Origin of the sequence: Mizugakiibacter sp., assembly GCF_039680435.1 — a bacterium.
Taxonomy (GTDB): domain Bacteria; phylum Pseudomonadota; class Gammaproteobacteria; order Xanthomonadales; family Rhodanobacteraceae; genus Mizugakiibacter.
This window is the reverse complement of record NZ_JBDKSX010000133.1, coordinates 1-21,453: the sequence shown is the minus strand read 5'-3', so window position 1 is coordinate 21,453 and position 21,453 is coordinate 1. Positions and strand designations below refer to the sequence as shown.

Here is a 21,453-nt window from a genome sequence, read left to right as displayed (position 1 = left end):
CCGGGAATTCCCAGCCGCCGAAGCCGCGATCGACCACCTTCGCGGCGAGGAAGTTGAACGAGGCGCCGGCCTGCTCGAAGAACATCCAGAACATCACGTTGGCGGTGAACAGGATCAGCAGCGCGATCACGCGGTCGCGCTGGACCGCGCCGTCCTTCACGCTGGCCAGGACCAGCGCCACGCAGCAGATCGCGAACAGCCCGGCAAGGATGTAGGTCAGCCACTCGTTGTGGTGCAGCATGAGGTACACCAGCGGGCTCAACAGCAGCCCGGCCAGCGTGACCAGCGCCAGCCTGCCGTATCCCTCCGCGCCGGCCGGCGGCCGACCCACGCCGCGCAACTGACGGCGGCCGAAGAAGAACCACAGGTAGGAAACCACCATGCCGACGCCGGCGGCGGCGAAGCCGGCGCGGAAGCCGGCCGACTGCAGGTCGGCCGTGTTGATGGTGAGGTAGCCGTAGTGCGCCGCGATCGCGCCGGTCACCAGCGGCGCGAAGAAGCCGCCGGCATTGATGCCCATGTAGAACAGGGTGAAGCCGCGGTCGCGGCGCGGGTCGCCCTGCGGATAGATCTGCCCGACCATCGAGGAGATGTTCGGCTTGAACAGGCCGTTGCCGACGATCACCAGCGACAGGCCGTACATGAACACGGTCTGCTGGGGCAGCATCAGCGTGAACAGGCCGACCGCGATGAACACCGCGCCCAGCAGCACCGCGCGCTGGAAGCCGAGGATGCGGTCGGCGACGTAGCCGCCGAGGATGGCGGTGGCGTAGACCAGCGCCAGGTAGGCGCCGTAGGTCTGGTTGGCCGAAACCTCGCCCTCGGGATTGCCCTGGAAGAACTGCGCGACGATGTACAGCGTCAGCATCCAGCGCATGCCGTAGAAGCAGAAGCGCTCCCAGAACTCGGTCATGAACAGCATCCACAGCGGCCTGGGATGCCCGAGCAACTGCGGATAGTCCGGCATCGCGCCGGCGGCGGTGTCGCGGGTGGTAGCCATGAATCCCCCGAAGAGGTACGGATGTTCCGGGCTTCGTGCCGCCCGGGCGGAATCGGCGCAGCAGCCCCCGCCGCGCGCGGGCAGGTTTACCCGGTGCGCCGCGCGCCCGTCAAACCGGGCGTACGGGTGAGGGGGGCGGCTCCAGCGCGGCGGCCGGGACGCTGCGGGTCGCGTCCGCGGCCGCTCCCGCAGGGCGGCCGCCCGCCCTGCGCACCGCCCGCCTGCGTCATGCGCTCAGCACGGTGCGCACTTCCAGCAGTTCCGGGAAGAAGGTCAGCTCCAGCGCCTGCTTGAGGAACGCCACGCCGGAGGAGCCGCCGGTGCCGCGCCGGTAGCCGATGATGCGCTCGACCGTCTTCATGTGGCGGAAGCGCCAGAGCTGGAAGCTCTCCTCGACATCGACCAGTTGCTCGCACATGTGGTACTCGGGCCAGAACTCGCCGGTGTGCTCGTAGATGCGCTTCAGCACCGGCACCAGCGCCGGCTGGCGCTGGTAGGGGTGGGAGAAATCGCGGTCGAGGCAGGCCTGCGGCACCGCGTGGCCGCGCCGCGCCAGATAGCGCAGGAATTCGTCGTACAGGCTCGGCGCTTCCAGCACGGCCTTCAGCGCCGCCTGCGCCTCGGGATCGTAGTCGAACACCTTGAGCATGTCGGCGTTCTTGTTGCCGAGCAGGAATTCGATGGTGCGGTACTGCAGCGACTGGAAGCCCGAGGACGGGCCCAGCGCGGCGCGGAACTGCAGGTACTCGGCCGGGGTCAGCGTCTCCAGCACCGCCCACTGCTCGAACAGTTGGCGCTGCACCTGCTTGACCCGCGCGAGGATCTTCAGGCAGGGATCGAGTTCGTCGCGCCGGAGGTGTTCGAGCGCCGCCTTCAGCTCGTGGATCACCAGCTTCATCCACAGCTCGGAAGTCTGGTGCTGCACGATGAACAGCATCTCGTCGTGGTGCGTGGGCTGCGACAGCGGCCGCTGCGCCGACAGCAGCCGATCCAGATGCAGATAGCCGCCGTAGGTGATGCGGCCCTTGAGGTCCAGTTCGATGCCGGCTTCGAGATCGCGCTTGTTCGGTTCGGTCATGATCGGAGTAGGAAGTTGGGAACAGGAAGTGGGGAGTGGAAGCAGGACGATGGTAGGCGCTGCACGGCGGGGATGCACGCCGCGACGGCCGCCCGGGCGCCCCCGCCTCCCGCGCGGATAGCGTGTGCTCCGCGCACGAATCCCGGCTCCGGCCGTACGCGGAGCGCGCGCTGCGCCCCTCCGCCTCCCGCTCCCTGCCCCCGGCCTTTGCTGCACCGTACCTTGCACTGCAACACGGCGCTTGTTATCAAGGGCGTTCCGTCCGCGCAGGACGACCGCGCTCGGCCCCGCTGGATGGGCCGTCGCCTCCCCTGATCCAGACCGCAACCCGCACGGGAGGGACACGTGTCCATCGCCGCCACGTTCGAAATCGAATACCTGCAGTACCTCGACGCCGAGGGCAAGCCGGTCCGCAAGGACCTGCCCGAGTTCACCCGCGACCTCGAGCACATGGTCGAGCTGTACAAGCTGATGGTGTCCACGCGCGTGTTCGACACCAAGTCGATCGCGCTGCAGCGCACCGGCAAGCTCGGCACCTACGCCTCCTGCCTCGGCCACGAGGCCGCGCACGTCGGCATCGGCAGCGCGATGCGCCGCGAGGACGTGCTGGCGCCGAGCTACCGCGAATACGGCGCGCAGCTCTACCGCGGCGTGCAGCCGCGCGAGGTGTACATGTACTGGGGCGGCGACGAGCGCGGCAGCGACTTCCAGAAGGCGCCGAAGCACGACTTCGCCTGGTCGGTGCCGATCGGCACGCAGTGCCTGCACGCGGCCGGCGCCGCGCTGGCGTTCAAGATCCGCAAGGAGCCGCGCGTGGCGGTGTGCACGATCGGCGACGGCGGCTCGTCCAAGGGCGACTTCTACGGCGCGATCAACATCGCCGGCGCGCAGAACCTGCCGCTGGTCGCGGTGATCGTCAACAACCAGTGGGCGATCTCGGTGCCGCGGCGCATCCAGTCCGGCGCCAAGACGCTGGCGCAGAAGGGCCTGGCCGCGGGCCTGTTCGCCATCCAGGTCGACGGCAACGACATCATCGCGGTGCGCAAGGCGATGGACGACGCGCTGGAGCGCGCGCGCAGCGGCCAGGGCGGCAGCGTGATCGAGGCCGTCACCTACCGCCTCGGCGACCATACCACCGCCGACGACGCGCGCCGCTACCGCGGCGAGGCCGAGGTCAAGGACGCCTGGACGCGCGATCCGGTCAAGCGCCTGCGCGCCTGGCTGGAATCGAAGAAGGCCTGGAGCGAGAAGAAGGAAGAGGCCTGGAAGACCGAGTGCGAGGCGTGGATGGACGAGGAGGTGAACGCCTACCTCAAGACCCGCACGCAACCGGTCGAAGCGATGTTCGACTACCTCTACGCCGAGCTGCCCGCGGACCTGGTCCAGCAGCGCGAACAGCTGCTCGCGCTCGAGCGCGGCCACTGAGCAGGGAGCACCGATCCATGGCACAAATCACCCTTATCGAAGCCGTGACCCAGGCGCTCGCCTACGAAATGAAGCACGACGACCGCGTCGTGGTGCTCGGCGAGGACGTCGGTGTCAACGGCGGCGTGTTCCGCGCCACCGTCGGCCTGCAGGAGAAGTTCGGCGAGCTGCGCGTGATCGACACGCCGCTGGACGAGACCACCATCGCCGGCGTCACCGTCGGCCTCGCCGCGCAGGGCATGCGCCCGGTCGCCGAGGCGCAGTTCGAAGGTTTCATCTATCCGATGATGGAACAGATCGCCTGCCACGCCGCGCGCATGCGCAACCGCACGCGCGGGCGCCTGAGCGTGCCGGCGGTGTGGCGCGCGCCGTGGGGCGGCGGCATCCACGCCCCCGAGCACCACTCGGAAGCCAACGAGCACCTGTTCACCAACATCCCCGGCCTGCGCGTGGTGCTGCCGTCCTCGCCCAGCCGCGCCTACGGCCTGCTGCTGGCGGCAATCCGCGATCCCGACCCGGTGATCTTCTTCGAGCCCAAGCGCATCTACCGCCAGTACAAGGAAGAGGTGCCGGACGACGGCGAGGCGCTGCCGCTGGACGTGTGCTTCGTGCTGCGCGACGGCGAGGACGTGACCCTGGTGACCTGGGGCGCGCAGGTGAAGGAAACGCTGGAGGCCGCCGAGGCGCTGGCCGCCGAGGGCATCAGCGCGGAGGTGATCGACGTCGCCACGCTGACCCCGCTCGACTTCGACACCATCCACGAGTCGGTGAAGAAGACCGGCCGTTGCGTGATCGTGCACGAGGCGCCGCGCACCGCGGGCTTCGGCGCCGAGATCGCCGCGCGGTTGTCCGAGCACGCGATGTACGACCTGCTCGCCCCGGTCGAGCGCGTCACCGGCTACGATACCCACATCCCGCTGTTCCGCCTGGAAATGAAGTACCTGCCCAGCGTGGAGCGCATCGTCGCCGCGGCCAAGCGCACGCTGGCGGCGAGCTGAGAAGGAACGGAATGATGAGCGACATCAAGACCTTTCTCCTGCCTGACCTCGGCGAAGGCCTGCCCGACGCCGAGATCGTCGAGTGGCACGTCAAGGAAGGCGACGTCATCCGCCTCGACGCGCCGCTGGTCTCGATGGAGACCGCCAAGGCCGTGGTCGACGTGCCCTCGCCCTACTCCGGCAAGGTCGCGCGCCTGCACGGCAAGTCCGGCGACGTGATCGCCACCGGCGCGGCGCTGGCCGAGTTCGAGATCGACCCCAGCATGCCGCAGCGCGCCGAAGCCGAAGGTACCGGCCACCACCACGCGCCGCCGCCGAAGCCGGCGGCGCCGAAACCCGCCGCGGCGGAGCCGGCCAAGGCCGCGCCCAGCGGCGACGCCGGCACCGTGGTCGGCGCGATGGAGGCCAGCGACCGCGTGGTCGGCGCGCAGTACACCAGCGTCGGCGGCGTCAAGGCGGTGCCGGCGGTGCGCGCACTGGCGAAAAAGCTGGGCGTCGACCTGGCCCGCGTGGCGCCGTCCGGCGAAGGCGGCGTGGTCACGCTGAAGGACGTCAAGGACGCCGCCGCGGCCGGCACCGCGCGCGTCGGCGCCGCGCCCGCAGCGCCCCAACCCGTCGCGGCCGCGCCGGCAACGCCGCATCTGGCGCCGCAGCGCAGCACGCTGTCCGCCGCCGGCAGGCCGATGCGCACCACGCCGCCGAACGTGGAGGCGCTGGGCCAGCCCGAGCAGTTGAAGGGCGTGCGCCGCAACATGGCGCGGGTGATGGCCGACTCGCACGCCAAGGTCGTGCCCACCTCCATCGTCGACGATGCCGACCTGCACCACTGGCAGCCGGGCAACGACATCACCGTGCGCCTGATCCGCTCGATCGTCGTCGCCTGCAAGACCGTGCCCGCGCTGAACGCCTGGTTCGACGGCGAGGCGCTGACCCGCACCCTGCACCCGCACGTCGACATCGGCCTCGCGGTCGACACCGAGGAAGGCCTGTTCGTGCCGGCGGTGCGCAACGCCGACGTGCTCGACGCCGCCGGCATCCGCGCCGCGGTCAACCGCGCGCGCGCCGCCGTGCTCGACCGCAGCATTCCCGCCGAGGAGCTGAGGGGCTACACGATCATGCTGTCGAACTTCGGCATGTTCGCCGGCCGCTACGCCTCGCCGGTGGTGGTGCCGCCGTGCGTCGCCATCATCGGCGCCGGCAAGCTGCGCCACGACCTGGTGCCGGTGATGGGCGGCATTGAAACCCACCGCGTGATCCCGCTGTCGCTGACCTTCGACCACCGCGCCGCGACCGGCGGCGAGGCGGCACGGTTCCTGAAGGCGATGCTGGACGACTTGGCGAAGCCGCTTTGAGGATCGGGATTCGGGATTAGCGTGATTCCGTAGGGTGGGCCTTGGCCCACCGTCCTCGTGGCGTGAGGCCGGCGCGGTGGGCTGAAGCCCAGCCTACGCGGTTCGGGGCCGGGCCACGGGCCCCGGAAGGCCATGGATCACGCCCCGGCTCGCCGGGGCGAGGATTGGCGGAGGATCCTTCCGCCACGAAACCACCGAGGTGTCCGCCATGCACCACAGCCGTCTTGCCGGTTTCGTAATCGACTGCCGCACCGACGATTTCGAGGCGGCGGCGCGCTTCTGGAGCGGCGCGCTCGGCCTGGCGGTCAAGCCGCCCTCCGACAGCGAGCTGCGCTACCGCGAGTTCGAAAACGCGCCGGACGGCCTCGAGCTGCTGCTGCAGCAGGTCGAGCACGACAGCCGCGCGCACCTCGACATCGCCACCGACGACCTCGAGGCCGAGGTCGAGCGCCTGGAAGCGCTGGGCGCCAAGCGCATCGAGTTCGTCAAGCGCTGGTGGGTGATGCAGGCGCCGACCGGGCATCGTTTCTGCGTGGTGCTGCGTCCGCGCGAACAGCTCGAGGGCAATGCCAACCGCTGGGAATCGGCCTGAGCACCGACGTGCGGCGACGCCGGGGTTAAACGCTGGCGGTCGTCGGCGCATCCCACCGGCGATCCCTGCCGGAGATTCGCCCATGCGCTCCTGGATGCTGCACGCCCTGGTCGTCACCCTCGCCGCCGTCGCGCTGCCCGCGCGGGCCGCGCAAGCCGACGTGGAAGTGATGATCGTCGGCACCTACCACATGGCCAATCCCGGCCGCGACCTGCACAACGCGCACGCCGACGACGTCCTCGCGCCCGGTCGCCAGCGCCAGCTTGCCGATGTCGCCGCGCACCTGGCGCGCTTCAAGCCCACGCGCATCGCGGTCGAGTGGCCGGCGGACGTCGCCAAGGCGCGCTACGCCGCCTACCTCGACGGCACGCTGGGCGATTCGCGCAACGAGGTGGCCCAGTTGGGGTTCCGCCTGGCGAAGCTCGCGGGCGCGCGCGAGGTCGACGGCATCGACGTCGACGGCGAGTTCCCCTTCGAAGCGGTGGATGCCTACGCAAAGGCGCACGGCCAGCAGGCCATCCTCGACGACGCCAACGCGCAGGTGCAGGGCTTCGTCGACGCCATGCAGGCGAAGATCGATGCCGGCACGGTCGCCGACGTGCTGCGCTTCCTCAACGATCCGGCGCGCATCGCCCACGACAACGCCTTCTACCGCGAGACGCTGCTGATCGGCGCCGGCGCGCAGCAGCCCGGCGTCGACCTCCTGACCGGCTGGTACAAGCGCAACTTCGCCATCTGCGCCAACCTGGTGCAGCGCGCGCACGCGGGCGACCGCGTGGTGGTGTTCTACGGCTCCGGCCACGCCTTCCTGCTGCGCCAGTGCGTGCAGGAGATGCCGGGCTACCGGCTGGTCGAGGCGAACGACTACCTGCCCTGAGCGGGCACGGCGCGCGCGCGGAACAGCCGTGCGCGCAGCAGCAGCGCCGCCAGCAGCACGGCGGCGAAGCCGCCGTAGGCGGCCAGCGCGGCGATCACCTGCTTCCAGATCGCGCCGGCGTCGCCGTGGTCGGCGGCGTAGGCCACGTCCGCCAGCAGCAGCGCCGCCAGCACCGCGAGCAGCAGCGCGGCCAGGTCGAACGCGCGGCGCGCCAGCGTGCGCGGCAGCGTGCGCGGGAACGCCCAGTACAGTCCGCCGAGGACCGCCAGCCACGGCGCCAGCAGCAGGATCGCGAGGAAGCGCACGTTCAGCCCTCCCCGGCCTGCTGCCAGAGCGCTTCCATCTCGGCGACCAGCTTGTCGACGGCCGCGTCGCGCGCCGCCGGTTCCGCGCGGGGGCCGCCCTCGGCGAGGCGTTCGCGGCCGTACCACAGCTCGTAGGCGTGGCCGCCGACGTGCTCGGTCTTGCGGATCTCCAGATCGCCCGGTCCCCACGCAAACGAGGCCGCGCCGCCGGATTTCTGCAGCACGCGGATCCACTCGCCGGCCGCCTGCGGATCCTCGAACGGCACCGACAGCAGCAGTTCCTCGCCGTCGGCGGCGAGGAAGCGGAAGTGGAAATGCCCGTCCTTCTCGCGGAAGCTGACGAAGCGCGCGCCCTTCGCACCCTTCTTCTTCGGCTTCTGCGCCGCCGGCGCGGCCAGTTCGCGCATCGAGCGCAGGCCGACCGCCGCGCGCAGTTCGGCGAGGAACGGCGTGGCGAGCGCGCGCGCCTTCTTCGCGCCGGCCTGCAGGATGTCCTCGATGTCGGCGGGGCGCGCGATCAGCGCCTCGTAGCGCGCGCGCATCGGCGCCAGTTCCGCGTCGATGCGCTCGAACAGGCGCTGCTTGGCCTCGCCCCAGGCCAGCCCGCCTTCCAGCTCGCGGCGGAACGCCGCGGCTTCGTCGGCGCCGGCGAAGGCGCGATAGATGGCGAACAGGTGCGAGCTCTCCGCGTCCTTCGGCTCGCCCGGCGCCTTCGAGTCGGTGACGATGCGCAGGATGCTCTCGCGCAGGCGCCCGGCGCCGCCCGCGAACAGCGGGATGGTGTTGTCGTAGCTCTTCGACATCTTGCGGCCGTCGAGGCCGGGCAGCGTCGCCACCTGCTCCTCGATCGCCGCCTCCGGCAGCGCGAAGCAATCGCGGCCGGCGCCGAACAGGTGGTTGAAGCGCGCGGCGACGTCGCGCGCCATCTCGATGTGCTGCACCTGGTCGCGGCCGACCGGCACCCGCATCGCGTCGAACCCCGATTGCTTGCGGGCGAACATCAGGATGTCGGCCGCCATCAGGATCGGATAGCTGTACAGGCCCATGGTCACGCCGGCGTCGGCGTCCTCGCCGGCGGCGAGGTTGGCGTCGACCGCGGCCTTGTAGGCGTGCGCGCGATTCATCAGTCCCTTCGCGGTGACGCAGGTCAGCAGCCAGGTCAGCTCGGGGATCTCCGGGATGTCGGACTGGCGGTAGAACGTGACCTTGTCCGGATCGAGCCCCGCGGCCAGCCACGAGGCGGCGATCTCCAGGCGCGAGCGCTGGATGCGCAGCGGATCGTCGCACTTGATCAGCGCGTGGTAGTCGGCGAGGAAGTAGAACGACGCCACCTCCGCGCGGCGGCTGGCGGCGACCGCCGGCCGGATCGCGCCGACGTAGTTGCCGAGATGCGGCGTGCCGGTGGTGGTGATGCCGGTGAGGACGCGAAGGGCCATGGGTCTGCGTCGCGGAAGCGAGACCGTCAAGTGTACGGGATGCCCGCTGCCGCGCAACGCCGCCATGCCTTTGCGCACATGCGGCCACCTGCCCGGCGCCGGTTATGCTCGCGGTCCGATTCCCGCGGAACCCAGCGATGTCGCGCACTCTCTTCGCCCTGGCCCTCGCCGCCGCCCTGCCCGCCGCACTCGGCGTGCGCGCGTCGTTCGCGCAGGAGGCAACCCCGCCGGCCAAGGAGCTGCCGCGCGTCGAGGTGCGCGATCGCCTGCGCGACGACACCCCGGCCAAGCTCGACCACCTGATGAAGGAGGTCGACGGCGCGAAGATCACCGTCACCAGGAAGACCACGGTCACCAAGCTCGACCAGCAGCCGACGGTGATCGGCAACAACCAGCGCGAACTGCTGGTGCGCTCGCCCGGCCTGCTGGTTTCCGAGCAGCAGACGCCGACGCAGTTCAACCTGAGCTACCGCGGCATCGGCAATCCGCAGGAGTCCGAGTACACGCTGGTGATGCAGGACGGCCTGCCGATCATGAGCGACTGGATCGGCTTCCCCACCCTGTACTACCTGCCGCTGCCGCAGAACGTCGAGGAAGTGCAGCTGATCCGCGGCGGCTCCAGCCTGCTGTACGGGCCGGAGCCCGCGCCGGTGGTCAACTTCGTCAGCCGCCGGCCGCAGCCGGGCGCGCCGCTGGGCGGCGTCACCGAGAACGTGGTCGGCAGCCACAACCTCGTCTCCAGCTACAACGCGCTGGAAGGCACCGCCGGGCCGTGGGAGTTCCGCGCCGACGCCGCGTACGTGCGCAGCGACGGCCCGCGCGACAACAGCGACTCGCGCGTGCGCAACGCAGACTTCTACCTCGGCTGGCGCCCGGACGAGCGCCAGCACTGGGGCCTCGACCTGCACGCCTGGCGCGCCGAGGCCGGCGATCCCGGCCGCATCGGTTTCCCGCAGTGGCAGGCGAATCCGGACCTGACAGTGACGCCGGCCAACCGCAACTGGGTCGACCGCACCACGCTGGTGCTGAGCCACGAGCGCGAGTTCGGCGATGCCTGGTACTTCGAGGGCAAGGCCTGGACCGGCTACCAGGACCTCGCCAGCCGCAGCGCCGCCGGCTTCGTCGCGCCGCAGCCGCCGCCGGCCAGCACCACGCTGCAGGACGAGCAGTTCCGCACCACCGGCACCGACCTGCGCGTGCGCCACCGCTGGGGCCGCGGCAACGCGTTCACCGCCGGCACCGTGCTCTACCACGCCGACGCGCCGTTCCGGCAGTGGACCTCGCCCGACCTCGCCGTCGACCGCTACGACCGCAGCGGCACGCCGCGCCTGCGCCAGCAGCGCAGCAGCGACTACGCGGCGGTGTTCGCCGAGAACGTGTTCCGCCTGCCGCACCGCATCCACATCGTGCCGTCGGTGCGCATCGAGCACGAGCGCGTCGCCGTCGACGAGAGCGTGCGCCCGCCGTTCCTCACCCGCCCGCTGATCGACACCGCGGTCAGCCGCACCGTGCCGTTGTTCGGGCTCGGCATCGGCAACGACTTCGGCCACCAGAACGAGACCTACTTCAACGTCTCGCAAGGTTGGCGCCCGCTGCGCTACTTCGACATCGCCTCGCCGTTCTCCAACCTGCGCCCGGGCGGCACGCTGGATCCGTCGAAGTCGCTGTCCTGGGAGGCCGGCGTGCACGGCACGCCCGTCACCGGCCTGTACTACGACGCCAGCGTGTTCTGGATCGACTTCAAGAACCGCATCGAGTCGCAGCGCATCAACGCCACCGACGTGATCAACGTCAACAGCGGCGACACCCGCCATCGCGGCTTCGAGGGCGAACTGAGCTACGACTTCCTCGCCCGCGGCGACAGCGGCCGGCACCTCGTCGCCTTCGCCAGCCTGAGCCTGCTGAACGCGCGTTTCACCGACAGCGCCAATCCGGCGCAGGTCGGCCTGGTGCCGGCGTACGCGCCGCGCTATCTCGCCAAGGCCGGCCTGACCTGGCGCACCGATGCCGGCGTCAAGCTCAGCCTGACCGGCGTGTCGGTGGCCTCGCAGTTCTGGCAGGACTCCAACCAGCCGAAGGGCACGGGCGATGCGTTCCTGCCGGCGAAGATTCCGCAGTACACCGTGTGGGATCTCGCCGCCGACTGGCAGGTGACGCCGGGGCTGCGTCTGCTCGGCGGCGTCGCCAACCTCGGCGACAAGCGCTACTACGCGCGCGTGTGGCAGACCGGCCTGGAACCGGCCGACGGGCGCACCTGGTACGCCGGCGCGGCGCTCGGCTTCTGAGCGCCGCGGCATACGGCCGCGCGGCGGCGCCGGCTGGACGGGCGCGCGCGCATTCGCTACCGTGAACGGGTTTCCCAGGGGATCTCCGAATCCATGCCGGTATCCGCGCCGCGGACACGCGGGGGCGCGCTTCCGCATCTCACGTGCCTTGCCGCGCAAGGACCCTGCCCCGGCACGGCGGGCCGCCGATACCCCGCCGTATCGGATTTGCCCGGAACTCCCCTAACGGCGCCCTAACCGGATGCCTGTTAGACGAGAGGCGGTCTCATGAGGAATCCCCGCTCCATGCGCCTGCGCGCCGTGCTGTTCGCCTGCGCCTTCTGGTCCGTCGCCGCGGCCTTCTGCGCGCACGCCGGCACGGCGACGCTGCTGAACGTGTCCTACGACCCCACGCGCGAGCTGTACCGCGACTACAACGCCGCGTTCGCCGCGCACTGGAAGCAGACCACCGGCGAGACCGTCGTCGTCCGCCAGTCGCACGGCGGCTCCGGCAAGCAGAGCCGCAGCGTGATCGACGGCCTGCAGGCCGACGTGGTCACGCTCGCGCTGGCCTACGACATCGACGCGCTGAACCGGCACGGCGGCCTGGTCCCTGCCGATTGGCAGAAGCGCCTGCCGGACAACAGCGCGCCGTACACCTCGACCGTGGTGTTCCTGGTGCGCAAGGGCAACCCCAAGCGCATCCGCGACTGGGACGATCTGGCCAGGCCGGGCGTCGGCGGGATCACGCCGAACCCCAAGACCAGCGGCGGCGCGCGCTGGAACTACCTGGCCGCATGGGGCTACGCGCGGCAGAAGTACGGCAGCGACGCCGCCGCCGAGGACTTCATGCGCCGGCTGCTGAAGAACGTGCCGGTGTTCGACTCCGGCGCGCGCGGCGCCACCGCCACCTTCGTCGAGCGCGGCCAGGGCGACGTGCTGATCGCCTGGGAGAACGAGGCGCTGCTGGCGCTGGAAAACGGCGGCCGCGACCGTTTCGAGGTGGTCACGCCCTCGCTGAGCATCCTCGCCGAGCCGCCGGTCAGCGTGGTCGACAAGGTCGTCGAGCGGCGCGGCACGCGCAGGCTCGCCACCGCCTACCTGCAGTACCTGTATTCGAAGGCGGGGCAGGAAATCGTCGCCCGCCACCACTACCGCCCGCGCGATCCCGCCGTCGCCGCCGCGCACGCGGCGGAATTCCCGAAGCTCGCGCTGTTCACCGTCGACGCCATGTTCGGCGGCTGGCAAAAGGCGCAGGCCGCGCATTTCGCGGAAGGCGGCACGTTCGACCGCATCGTCGCCACGCTGCGCTGAGCCGCCGCGCGTACCGACCCTTGACGAGGACGTTGACGATGCTTGCGCGCCGCCGCTCCCTGCCAGGCTTCGGACTGACGCTCGGGCTGACGCTCGCCTACCTCGCGGCGATCGTGCTGCTGCCGCTTGCCGCGCTGGCCTGGAAGACCGCGGGGCTCGGCTGGACGGAATTCGTCGCCGCGGCAACCGCCCCGCGCGCGCTGGCCGCCTACCGCGTCAGCTTCGGCTGCGCCGCGGTGGCCGGCGCGGTGAACCTGGTGATGGGCACGCTGCTGGCCTGGGTACTGGCGCGCTACCGCTTTCCCGGCCGGCGCCTGGTCGACGCGCTGATCGACCTGCCATTCGCGCTGCCGACCGCCGTCGCCGGCATCGTGCTGACCTCGCTGTACGCCGACACCGGGCCGCTCGGCCGGCTGTTCGCCGCCGCCGGTATCCGCATCGCCTACACGCCGTTGGGTATCACGCTGGCGCTCACCTTCGTCAGCCTGCCGTTCCTGGTGCGCAGCGTGCAGCCGGTGCTGGAGGCGCTCGAGCCCGAGCTGGAGGAAGCCGCGGCCACGCTCGGCGCCGGCCGCCTGACGACAATGCTGCGCGTGATCCTGCCGATGCTGGCGCCGGCCATCCTCGCCGGCTTCGCGCTGGCCTTCGCGCGCGCGGTCGGCGAGTACGGCTCGGTGGTGTTCATCTCCGGCAACCTGCCGTTGAAGACCGAGATCGCGCCGTTCCTGATCGTGGCGCGGCTGGAGGAATACGACTACGCCGGCGCCACCGCGATCGCAGTGGTGCTGCTGCTGGCCTCGTTCGCCGCGCTGCTGGCGATCAACCTGCTGCAACTGTGGCTGGTGCGCCGCCGCAGCGCGGAGGGCACGGCATGACGACCGTGCGCCCGCGCGCCCTGCGCGACCCGCCGTGGATGCGCCGCACGCTGGTCGCTGCCGCGCTGCTGTTCGCCGCGCTGTTCCTGCTGCTGCCGCTGGCGGCGGTGTTCGGCTACGCGCTGCGCGACGGCTATGCGGTGTACGTGCAGAGCCTGTCCGATCCGGACGCGCGCGCCGCGATCCGCCTGACCCTGCTGGTGGCCGCGATCGCGGTGCCGGCGAACACGCTGTTCGGTCTCGCCGCAGCCTGGCTGATCACCCGCTTCGCGTTCCGCGGCAAGGGCCTGCTGGTGACGCTGATCGACCTGCCGTTCGCGGTCTCGCCGGTGGTCTCCGGCCTGGTGTTCGTGCTGCTGTTCGGCGCGCAGGGGCTGCTCGGCCCGTGGCTCGCCGCGCACGACGTCGGCATCATCTTCGCCGTGCCCGGCATCGTGCTCGCCACCACCTTCGTGACCTTCCCCTACGTCGCGCGCGAACTGATCCCGCTGATGCAGGACCAGGGCAGCGAGGAGGAGCAGGCCGCGATCACGCTGGGCGCGTCCGCCGCGCGCATGTTCTGGCACGTTACCCTGCCCAAGGTACGCTGGGCGCTGCTGTACGGCGTGATCCTGTGCAACGCGCGCGCGATGGGCGAATTCGGCGCGGTCTCCGTCGTTTCCGGCCACATCCGCGGGCTCACCGCGACCATGCCACTGCAGGTGGAAATGCTCTACAACGAATTCAGTCGCTACAGCCAGACCGGCGCGTTCGCGGTGGCCTCGCTGCTGGCCCTGCTGGCGCTGGCGACGCTGGCGATCAAGCGCCTGCTCGAATGGCGCATGCGCCGCGAGCACGCGGCGCTGCGTCCGCTGGGGGAAACCGCATGAGCATCGAAGTACGCGGCATCGAGCACCGCTACACGGACGCCGCGGCGCTGGCCGGCGTCGACCTGATGATCGAATCGGGCGAGCTGCTCGCCCTGCTCGGCCCGTCCGGCTGCGGCAAGACGACGCTGCTGCGCGTGATCGCCGGGTTGGAATTCCCCGAGCGCGGCGAGGTGCGCTTCCACGGCCGCGACGTCAGCGGCGTGCCGGCGCGGCGCCGGCGCGTCGGCTTCGTGTTCCAGCACTACGCCCTGTTCCGCCACCTGACCGTGTTCGACAACGTCGCCTTCGGCCTGCGCGTGCGGCCGTGGCTGCGTCGGCCGCGGCGCGCGGAGATCGCGCGCCGGGTCGGCGAGTTGCTCGAGCTGATGCAGATCGCGGCGCTGGCGCGGCGCTATCCCGCGCAGCTCTCCGGCGGCCAGCGCCAGCGCGTGGCGCTGGCGCGCGCGATGGCGGTGGAACCGGAGATCCTGCTGCTCGACGAGCCGTTCGGCGCGCTCGACGCGCGCGTGCGCGGCGAGCTGCGCCGCTGGCTGCGCGACCTGCACGACCGCATCCACCTGACCAGCGTGTTCGTCACCCACGACCAGGAGGAAGCCTGCGAGGTTGCCGACCGGATCGCCGTGATGGATCGCGGCCGCATCGTGCAGATCGGCGACAGCGAGGCGCTGTACGCGCGCCCGGCGGCGCCGTTCGTCTGCCGCTTCCTCGGCGAGACCAACGAGCTGCCCGCCGCGCTGCACGCGCGCTGGAGCGGCCAGGCCGACGCGGACGTGCGCGTGTTCGTGCGCCCGCGCGACCTGCTGCTGCGCCATGCGCCGGCCGGCGAGGACGCGCTCGAGGTCGTCGGCGTGCGCGACCTCGGCGAGCAGGTGCGCGTGGAAGTGTCGCATCCGCTGCTCGACGCGCCGCTGGTCGCGCTGTACGGCCACGACGCCTACGCCGAGCGCCGCTATACCGCGGGCCAGCGGGTGACGCTGGACGCGCCGCGCCGCTGGACCGCCTTCCGCGGCGACACGCCGGTCGCGCACGCGCCCTAGGGATGCTCCGGTCAATTCCGCAATCCGCGCGGCGGCGCTCGCCCTGCGCGGACCTGCCGGGCGCGCGCCCCCTCAGTGCCGCGGCATGCGCGCTTCCGCGCCGCGGGCCACGGCGCGCACCTGGATCAGCGACTGGTCGGCGCGACGGATCGTCGCCTCGATCGGCTCGTCGTCCTGGCGCACCGCCCAGCCCATCGAGAGGTCCACGCTGATCTCGTTGCGCGCCACGCCCTCGCGCAGCCGCCCCGCGACCTCGCTCACGACCGCCGTGGACGCCTCCGGCAACACGATCAGGAACTCGTCGCCGCCGAGCCGCACCACCGCATCGTCGTTGCGCGAGTTGTGCTGCAGGAAGCGGGTGACGCCGAGCAGGATCTCGTCGCCCTTCTGGTGGCCGTAGGTGTCGTTGTAGTGCTTGAAGTGGTCGAGGTCGACCACGATGCAGCCCCAGCGCTGCCCGGCCTCGACGCGCGCGGCGAACTGCTCCAGATAACGGCGGTTGTAGGCGCCGGTCAGCGCGTCCTTCTGGTTCTGCTCGCGCAGGCGCAGCTCGTAGTGGTGGCGCAGGGTGATGTCCTGCGCCGAGCCGAGCACGTACGGCTGCGGATCGCCGTCCGGATAGAACACGTTGCGGTACTGCCAGACGCGGCGCTCGCCGCCGCGCGCCTGCACCTGCACCACGCCGGCGTCGCGGCGCAGGTTGCGGATGCGCATCAGGTACTCGTAGAAATCCTGCCGGCCCTCCTCGGGCACGAACTCGGCGAGGTTGCGCCCGACCAGTTCCTCCGGCGCGTGGCCCAGGGCCTGCGCCATGGCCGCGTTCGCCCTCAGCACGCGGCCGTCCAGGTCGTGCGACCAGATCATGCCGAGGCCGGACTCGACCAGGTCGCGGTGGCGGCGCTCCAGGTCGGCCTGCGCGCGCTGCAGGCGGCGCTCGGCGCCGACGTCGCGCACGATCGCGATGCGCACCGCGCGCCCGTCGCGCTCCACCCGCGTCGAGCCGACTTCGACCTCGAGCTGCGCGCCGTCCTTGCGCCGGTGCCGCCAGCCCTGCACGCAGGCGACCTGCTCGGGGCGCGGCTGGCTCATGTAGGCGCGCAGGCGCTCGGCCTCGTCGGGCGGCCGGATGTCGTAGAGGTCGAGCTGCAGGAATTCCTCGCGGGTCCAGCCGTAGAGGCGGATCGCGGCGGCGTTGACGTCGAGGATGCGCAGGTTGGCCTCGTCGTAGACCAGCACCGGCAGCGGGTTGTGCGTGAACAGCGCCAATTGCAGCGCATCGTGCCGCGCGCGCGCGGCCTGCGCCTGCAGCGCGTCGGTCACGTCGCGGCCGCAGCCGAGCGTGCCGAGCGAACGCCCGTCCGCGGCGCGCAGCGGCACCCGGCTCAGTTCGAAGGTGCGCCACCCGCGGTTCGGCAGTTCGGCGCACGCGACCGCGGCCGGCGCAGCCGCGCCGGCATGGGCGGGCAGCGCCGCGGCGGCGGCGTTGCCGAGCAGGCGGCGACCGGCCACATCCTCGGCGTACAGCGGCGTCTCGACGCGCTGCAGCACCGCGCGCAGCAGCGCCTCGGCAAGCGCCAGGCGCCTGCGGACGGCGTGCGCCGCCAGTCCGGCCGCGGCCAGCAGCAGCAGCGCGGCGAACGCCGCGGGCGCGTGCCACGCCGACGCCATGCCGGCGACGCGCAGCGCGAGGGCGAGCAGCAGCGCCGCCAGCCCGCCGGCCAGCAGCAGCGCCGATGCGCGGTGCCACGATTGCGCCACGCGCAGGAACGCGCGTCGGTCCGGGCCGTCCGCTTCGCCGGACGATGCCTGCCTTTGCATGCCGACTCCCCTCGAGTGCGGCGCGCCGGATGCGCCGGCGCCCTGCCCGAAGCAGTGCAAGACTCGTGCGCGGGGAACGCATGCGTGCGCCGGAAACGCCCGCGCGCGGCGTTCCGAAACGATTGTTGACGAGTCCGGGGTGTCGGACTGCCGCCGCGCGCGGCGGCCTCAGTCGCGCATCAGGGTGGACTTGCCGAACAGGCTCTCGACCAGGTCCACCGCCAGGATCGCGGTCTTGTTGTGCTCGTCGAAGGCGGGATTCAGCTCGACGATGTCCAGCGAGCCCAGCCGGCCGCTGTCGGCGATCATCTCCATCACCAGTTGCGCCTCGCGGTAGTTGGGGCCGCCGGGCACGGTGGTGCCGACGCCCGGCGCGATGCCGGGGTCGAGGAAATCGACGTCGAAGCTGACGTGCAGGTGGGCGTCGGCATCCAGCCCGTCGAGCGCCTCTTCCATCGCGCGCTTGACGCCGGCCTCGTCGATGTAGCGCATGTCGTAGATGTCGAGGCCGACGTCGTGCACCAGCTTCTTCTCGCCCGCGTCGACCGAGCGGATGCCGATCTGGCGCACCTGCCCGGGCAGCAGCGCGGGCGCGCCGCCGCCGAGGTCGGTCAGCGCCCGCGGCCCCAGCCCGCACAGGCAGGCCACCGGCATGCCGTGGATGTTGCCGGACGGGGTGATCTCGCTGGTGTTGAAGTCGGCGTGCGCGTCCAGCCACAGCACGCGCAGCTTCTTGCCGCGCGCGCGGCAGTGGCGCGCCACCGCGGTGATCGAGCCGATCGCCAGGCAGTGGTCGCCGCCGAGCAGGATCGGCAGGCGTCCGCCGTCCAGTTCGGCCGCCACCGCGTCCATCACCGCCCGGTTCCAGGCCACCACCTGATCGAGGTGCCGGTAGCCGTCGGTCGGCGGCAGCCACGGATTCAGCGGGCCGGCCAGGTTGCCGCAGTCGGTCACTTCCAGACCGCGCGCGGCCAGCGCCTGCGCCAGTCCGGCGACGCGCAGCGCCTCCGGGCCCATCGAGGCGCCGCGGTGGCCGGCGCCGATGTCGGTCGGCGCGCCGATCAGGGAAACGGGGGCAAACGGTCGCATGCGGCTCCTCGAACGGGTTTCAGTGCGACGGCGGCGCGGCAGGGCGCGCAGGGCGCGCCCGCTGCCGGCGCAAGGCAGTCAAGCATAGCCGGCCGCGGCGGACACCGGCCAGCACGCGCGTCAGGAGGCCCCGCCGATGGCCGCGTCGAGCGCGACGATGCAGGCAGCCAGCGCGGGCGCCAGCCGCAGCGGATCGCGACAGGGGCTGGCGCCGGACAGCAACGCGTCGAGCGCGCGCGCCGCCTCGCCCAGCGCCTCGAAGCCGTAGTTGGGCGCGGCACCGGACAGGCGGTGCACGAGCTGGCGCAGCGCCCCCCACTCCGGCGCCGCGGCGTCTGCGCGGCAGGCATGCCACAGCCGCGCCAGTTCGGCGCGCTTGTCCGGCAGCGCGCGCACGTAGTCGCGGGTCAGCGCGGCGAGGCGCGCCTCGAAATCGAAATCGTCGCCGTCCGACGGGTTCATGCGGCAGCTCCGGCCATGGCGCGCGGGCGTCGGGATGGTGCCGGCAGTCCGAATCGAACGGACGACCTACCGCTTACAAGGCGGTTGCTCTACCGACTGAGCTATGCCGGCGCCGCCGCGATTCTAGCAGGCGCCCGCGCGGCCGCCCGCTCACGCGAAGTCGGCGTCCAGCACGATGCGGTAGCGCGGCTTGCCGGCGCGCAGGTGCGCCAGCGCCGCGTTGACGCGCGCCATCGGGAAGCGCTCGACGCGCGGCGCGATGGCGTGGCGCGCGCAGAAGTCCAGCATCGCCGCCACCGTGGCCGGCCGTCCCATCGGCGAACCGGACACCTGCTTCTGTCCGCCGATCAGGCCGAACGCCGGCAGCGCCAGCGGCTCCAGCACCGCGCCGACGAAGTGCAGGCGGCCGCGCGGCGCCAGCGTGCGCAGCAGCGCGGTCCAGTCCAGCGGCACGTTGACCGTGACCAGCACGAAGTCGAAGGCGCCGGCCAGCGCCTTCAGCGCGCCGGCGTCGCGGCTGTCGACCGCGCGGTGCGCGCCCAGCGCCAGCGCCTCGGCGTGCTTGGAGGCGCTCGAGGTGAACGCGGTCACCTCGCAGCCCCAGGCGCGCAGGAAGCCGAGCGCGAGGTGGCCGAGCCCGCCGATGCCGACCACGGCGACGCGGTCGGTCGGCTTCACGCCGAACTCGACGATCGGGCTGAACACGGTGACGCCGGCGCAGAACAGCGGCCCCGCGCTGGCCGCGTCCACGCCCTCCGGCAGCGGCGTCGCCCACGCCCACTGGCAGCGCACGCGCTCGGCGAAGCCGCCGTGGCGGCCGACGATGGTTTCGCCGCCGTCCGCGCACAGGTGCGCGTCGCCGGCCACGCACTGCGCGCAGTGCGTGCAGCTCGACGCGTTCCAGCCCACGCCGACGCGCTGGCCGAGCGCGCGCGCGGCCGCCGGCACCGCGGCGCCGCGCGCCACGACGCGCCCGACGACCTCGTGGCCCGGCACCAGCGGATACGCGCTGCGCCGCCAGGCGTTGTCGAGCATCGACAGGTCGGAATGGCAGATGCCACAGGACTCGACCGCGATCTCCACCTCGTCCGCGCCGAGCGGGCCGGGATCGTATTCGAACGGCGCGAGATCGGCGCCGGCGCGCGGCGCGGCCCAGGCACGGATGCGGCTCATGGCAGGTCTTCCCTCAAGTTCGTGGGTAACGGTTGCGCGGCGACTCCGGCTTGTGCGGCCTGTTCAGAAGCAGGCCACCGGCTGCGCCTGCATGTCGGCGCGCTGCGGCAGCCAGGTACGCCAGTCGAACTGCGGCGTGTCCGGCAGCGCGAAGTCGACGAAGTAGACCGGCATCGCCTCGACGCGCTCGCGCAACTGCGGCTGGAAGCCCAGTTCGGTCACCTGCGCGCGGCGGCGCTCGGCGTTGCCGGGGTCGTGGAACAGGCCCAGCGAGATGGTGTTCTGCTGGTCGCCGGCGGTGACCACGTAGTAGTCGCGCACGCCCTTCGCCGACAGCGCGCGCGCGGTCTGCAGCGCCTGCTCGCGGGTCGCGAACGCCGGCAGGAACACCCACCAGCCGCGCGACTGGGTCGCCTGCGTCTCGCGGTACTGGATGCGCGGCACGTGCGGGGTCAGCGCGTCGATGGCGACGCGCACGTCGGCCTGGGTGGGGAACGGGCCGAGGCTCATGCACTTGTCCGCGGCCAGCGCGGCGCGCGATTCCGGCGCCGCGTCCAGCTCCGCGCTCTGCGTCTCCGGCGGACCCGGGCGTTCGGACAGCAGGCGCAGCTCGGGCACGCCGGCATCGGTGCGCGCCGGTGCCGGCGCGACCCGCGTGGCGCCGAACGCCAGCCACGCGGCGACACCGGCGTTGAGGGCGAGCAGCAGCAGGAACAGCAGTCGGAAGAACATGCGCGCGCACCAGGGGTTGCCGGCATTGTATCGGCTGCGCTCAGGCCGGGTGCGCCGCCGCCCACACGACGAGGCCGCGCAGCACCGCGTCGCGCAGCGGCTGGTGCGGCACCGCCAGCAGCGCGCCCAGCGCGTCGGCGTCGCCGCCGGCGAGCAGCACGCGTGGCGCGCCGCCCAGCGCCGCGGCCATGTGCGCGTGGAAGCGTTCGATCAGCGCCGCCGCCGCTTGCCAGCAGCCGGAGGCGAGCGCGTCCGGCGTGTTGTCGGCGGCATCGACGATGCGGCCGGGGCGCTCCACCACCACGCGCGCGGCGGCATCGCGCAGCGCCGACTGCATCAGCGCCGGCCCCGGCGCGATCAGCCCGCCGAGGTGGCGGCCGTCGCCGGCCAGCGCGTCCAGCGTCAGCGCGGTGCCGCCGCCGGCGATCACGCACGGCGCAAGCCGCTGCGCGCGCGCCGCGACCATCGCCAGGAAGCGGTCGACGCCCAGCCGTTCCGGCTCGGCGTAGGCGTTGCGCACGCCGCAGGCCGCGGCCGGCGAGCGCACGAACTCGGCTTCGACGTGGAAGCGCACGCGCACCGCCTCGGCCAGCGCCGCGTCGCGCTCGGCGCCGGCCACCGAGGCGACCAGCACGCGCGCGGGATTCGGCAGCGCCGCCCAGCGGCGCGCCAGGCCGTGCAGCATGGTTTCGTCGGCCCACGCCAGCGGCGCGCCCGGCGTCAGCGCACCGTCTTCCGCGCGCGCCCATTTCAGCCG

The 21,453-nt window shown here is 72.1% G+C and carries 20 protein-coding genes and 1 tRNA gene; 10 read left to right on the top strand and 11 right to left on the bottom strand.

Annotation, left to right across the window (positions count from 1 at the left end):
• Positions 1-1,000: oligopeptide:H+ symporter (locus tag ABFC67_RS14305; protein WP_346738702.1), on the bottom strand; the 1,000-nt coding region annotated here is incomplete at its 3' end.
• A gap of 226 nt (positions 1,001-1,226) precedes the next feature.
• On the bottom strand, positions 1,227-2,078 hold the full coding sequence (locus ABFC67_RS14300; protein WP_346738701.1) for a tryptophan 2,3-dioxygenase family protein: 852 nt from the start codon (positions 2,076-2,078) through the stop codon (positions 1,227-1,229).
• Between the two features lie 345 nt (positions 2,079-2,423).
• On the opposite strand from ABFC67_RS14300, the gene pdhA reads away from it, so the two are divergent.
• The 5 genes from pdhA to ABFC67_RS14275 all read left to right on the top strand — a co-directional run bounded on the left by pdhA (position 2,424) and on the right by ABFC67_RS14275 (position 7,322).
• Positions 2,424-3,503 (top strand): pyruvate dehydrogenase (acetyl-transferring) E1 component subunit alpha, encoded by a 1,080-nt coding sequence (gene pdhA / locus ABFC67_RS14295; RefSeq protein ID WP_346738700.1) that lies wholly within the window; start codon positions 2,424-2,426, stop codon positions 3,501-3,503.
• Positions 3,504-3,520: 17 nt separating this feature from the next.
• Positions 3,521-4,501, top strand: coding sequence for an alpha-ketoacid dehydrogenase subunit beta (locus ABFC67_RS14290; protein ID WP_346738699.1), 981 nt, complete (start codon positions 3,521-3,523; stop codon positions 4,499-4,501).
• A gap of 14 nt (positions 4,502-4,515) precedes the next feature.
• The gene (locus ABFC67_RS14285; RefSeq protein ID WP_346738698.1) at positions 4,516-5,853 is read left to right on the top strand and encodes a dihydrolipoamide acetyltransferase family protein; all 1,338 of its coding nucleotides are present in this window, start codon (positions 4,516-4,518) and stop codon (positions 5,851-5,853) included.
• 208 nt (positions 5,854-6,061) lie between these two features.
• Entirely contained in the window at positions 6,062-6,445 is a 384-nt protein-coding gene (locus ABFC67_RS14280; RefSeq protein WP_346738697.1) for a VOC family protein, read from the top strand.
• Positions 6,446-6,527: 82 nt separating this feature from the next.
• Positions 6,528-7,322, top strand: a complete 795-nt coding sequence (locus tag ABFC67_RS14275) for a DUF5694 domain-containing protein (protein ID WP_346738696.1) — start codon at positions 6,528-6,530, stop codon at positions 7,320-7,322.
• On the opposite strand, the gene ABFC67_RS14270 is transcribed toward ABFC67_RS14275, so the two are convergent.
• The gene (locus ABFC67_RS14270; protein ID WP_346738695.1) at positions 7,310-7,627 is read right to left on the bottom strand and encodes a hypothetical protein; all 318 of its coding nucleotides are present in this window, start codon (positions 7,625-7,627) and stop codon (positions 7,310-7,312) included. The two genes, ABFC67_RS14275 and ABFC67_RS14270, sit on opposite strands and share 13 nt — an antisense overlap.
• A gap of 2 nt (positions 7,628-7,629) precedes the next feature.
• On the bottom strand, positions 7,630-9,063 hold the full coding sequence (locus ABFC67_RS14265; protein WP_346738694.1) for a tryptophan--tRNA ligase: 1,434 nt from the start codon (positions 9,061-9,063) through the stop codon (positions 7,630-7,632).
• A gap of 137 nt (positions 9,064-9,200) precedes the next feature.
• On the opposite strand from ABFC67_RS14265, the gene ABFC67_RS14260 reads away from it, so the two are divergent.
• From ABFC67_RS14260 to cysA, 5 genes are all read left to right on the top strand, one after another.
• Positions 9,201-11,348: a TonB-dependent receptor gene (locus ABFC67_RS14260; protein WP_346738693.1), complete on the top strand. Its 2,148-nt coding sequence runs from the start codon at positions 9,201-9,203 to the stop codon at positions 11,346-11,348.
• Between the two features lie 285 nt (positions 11,349-11,633).
• Entirely contained in the window at positions 11,634-12,641 is a 1,008-nt protein-coding gene (locus ABFC67_RS14255; protein WP_346738692.1) for a sulfate ABC transporter substrate-binding protein, read from the top strand.
• Between the two features lie 38 nt (positions 12,642-12,679).
• Positions 12,680-13,516 carry a sulfate ABC transporter permease subunit CysT gene (gene cysT, locus ABFC67_RS14250; RefSeq protein ID WP_346738691.1) on the top strand — a complete coding sequence of 279 codons (837 nt, stop codon included), beginning with the start codon at positions 12,680-12,682 and terminating at the stop codon, positions 13,514-13,516.
• A gap of 38 nt (positions 13,517-13,554) precedes the next feature.
• A complete protein-coding gene (gene cysW, locus ABFC67_RS14245) occupies positions 13,555-14,385 on the top strand; it encodes a sulfate ABC transporter permease subunit CysW (protein WP_346738703.1) in 831 nt (276 codons plus the stop codon).
• Complete coding sequence (gene cysA, locus ABFC67_RS14240; RefSeq protein ID WP_346738690.1) at positions 14,382-15,422, top strand: sulfate ABC transporter ATP-binding protein; 1,041 nt, start codon at positions 14,382-14,384, stop codon at positions 15,420-15,422. The genes cysW and cysA overlap by 4 nt, the downstream gene beginning before the upstream one ends.
• 72 nt (positions 15,423-15,494) lie before the next feature.
• On the opposite strand, the gene ABFC67_RS14235 is transcribed toward cysA, so the two are convergent.
• The 7 genes from ABFC67_RS14235 to ABFC67_RS14205 form a co-directional block, all read right to left on the bottom strand.
• Positions 15,495-17,240 (bottom strand): PAS domain S-box protein, encoded by a 1,746-nt coding sequence (locus ABFC67_RS14235; protein ID WP_346738689.1) that lies wholly within the window; start codon positions 17,238-17,240, stop codon positions 15,495-15,497.
• 168 nt (positions 17,241-17,408) lie between these two features.
• Complete coding sequence (gene rocF, locus ABFC67_RS14230) at positions 17,409-18,329, bottom strand: arginase (protein WP_346738688.1); 921 nt, start codon at positions 18,327-18,329, stop codon at positions 17,409-17,411.
• A 120-nt stretch (positions 18,330-18,449) separates the two neighbouring features.
• Complete coding sequence (locus ABFC67_RS14225; RefSeq protein ID WP_346738687.1) at positions 18,450-18,791, bottom strand: Hpt domain-containing protein; 342 nt, start codon at positions 18,789-18,791, stop codon at positions 18,450-18,452.
• 35 nt (positions 18,792-18,826) lie between these two features.
• Positions 18,827-18,902, bottom strand: a tRNA-Thr gene (locus ABFC67_RS14220).
• A 39-nt stretch (positions 18,903-18,941) separates the two neighbouring features.
• Positions 18,942-19,964 carry an NAD(P)-dependent alcohol dehydrogenase gene (locus tag ABFC67_RS14215; RefSeq protein WP_346738686.1) on the bottom strand — a complete coding sequence of 341 codons (1,023 nt, stop codon included), beginning with the start codon at positions 19,962-19,964 and terminating at the stop codon, positions 18,942-18,944.
• A gap of 63 nt (positions 19,965-20,027) precedes the next feature.
• Positions 20,028-20,696 carry an SPOR domain-containing protein gene (locus tag ABFC67_RS14210; RefSeq protein ID WP_346738685.1) on the bottom strand — a complete coding sequence of 223 codons (669 nt, stop codon included), beginning with the start codon at positions 20,694-20,696 and terminating at the stop codon, positions 20,028-20,030.
• A gap of 40 nt (positions 20,697-20,736) precedes the next feature.
• The coding region (locus ABFC67_RS14205; RefSeq protein ID WP_346738684.1) for a type III pantothenate kinase at positions 20,737-21,453 on the bottom strand (717 nt) is incomplete at its 5' end.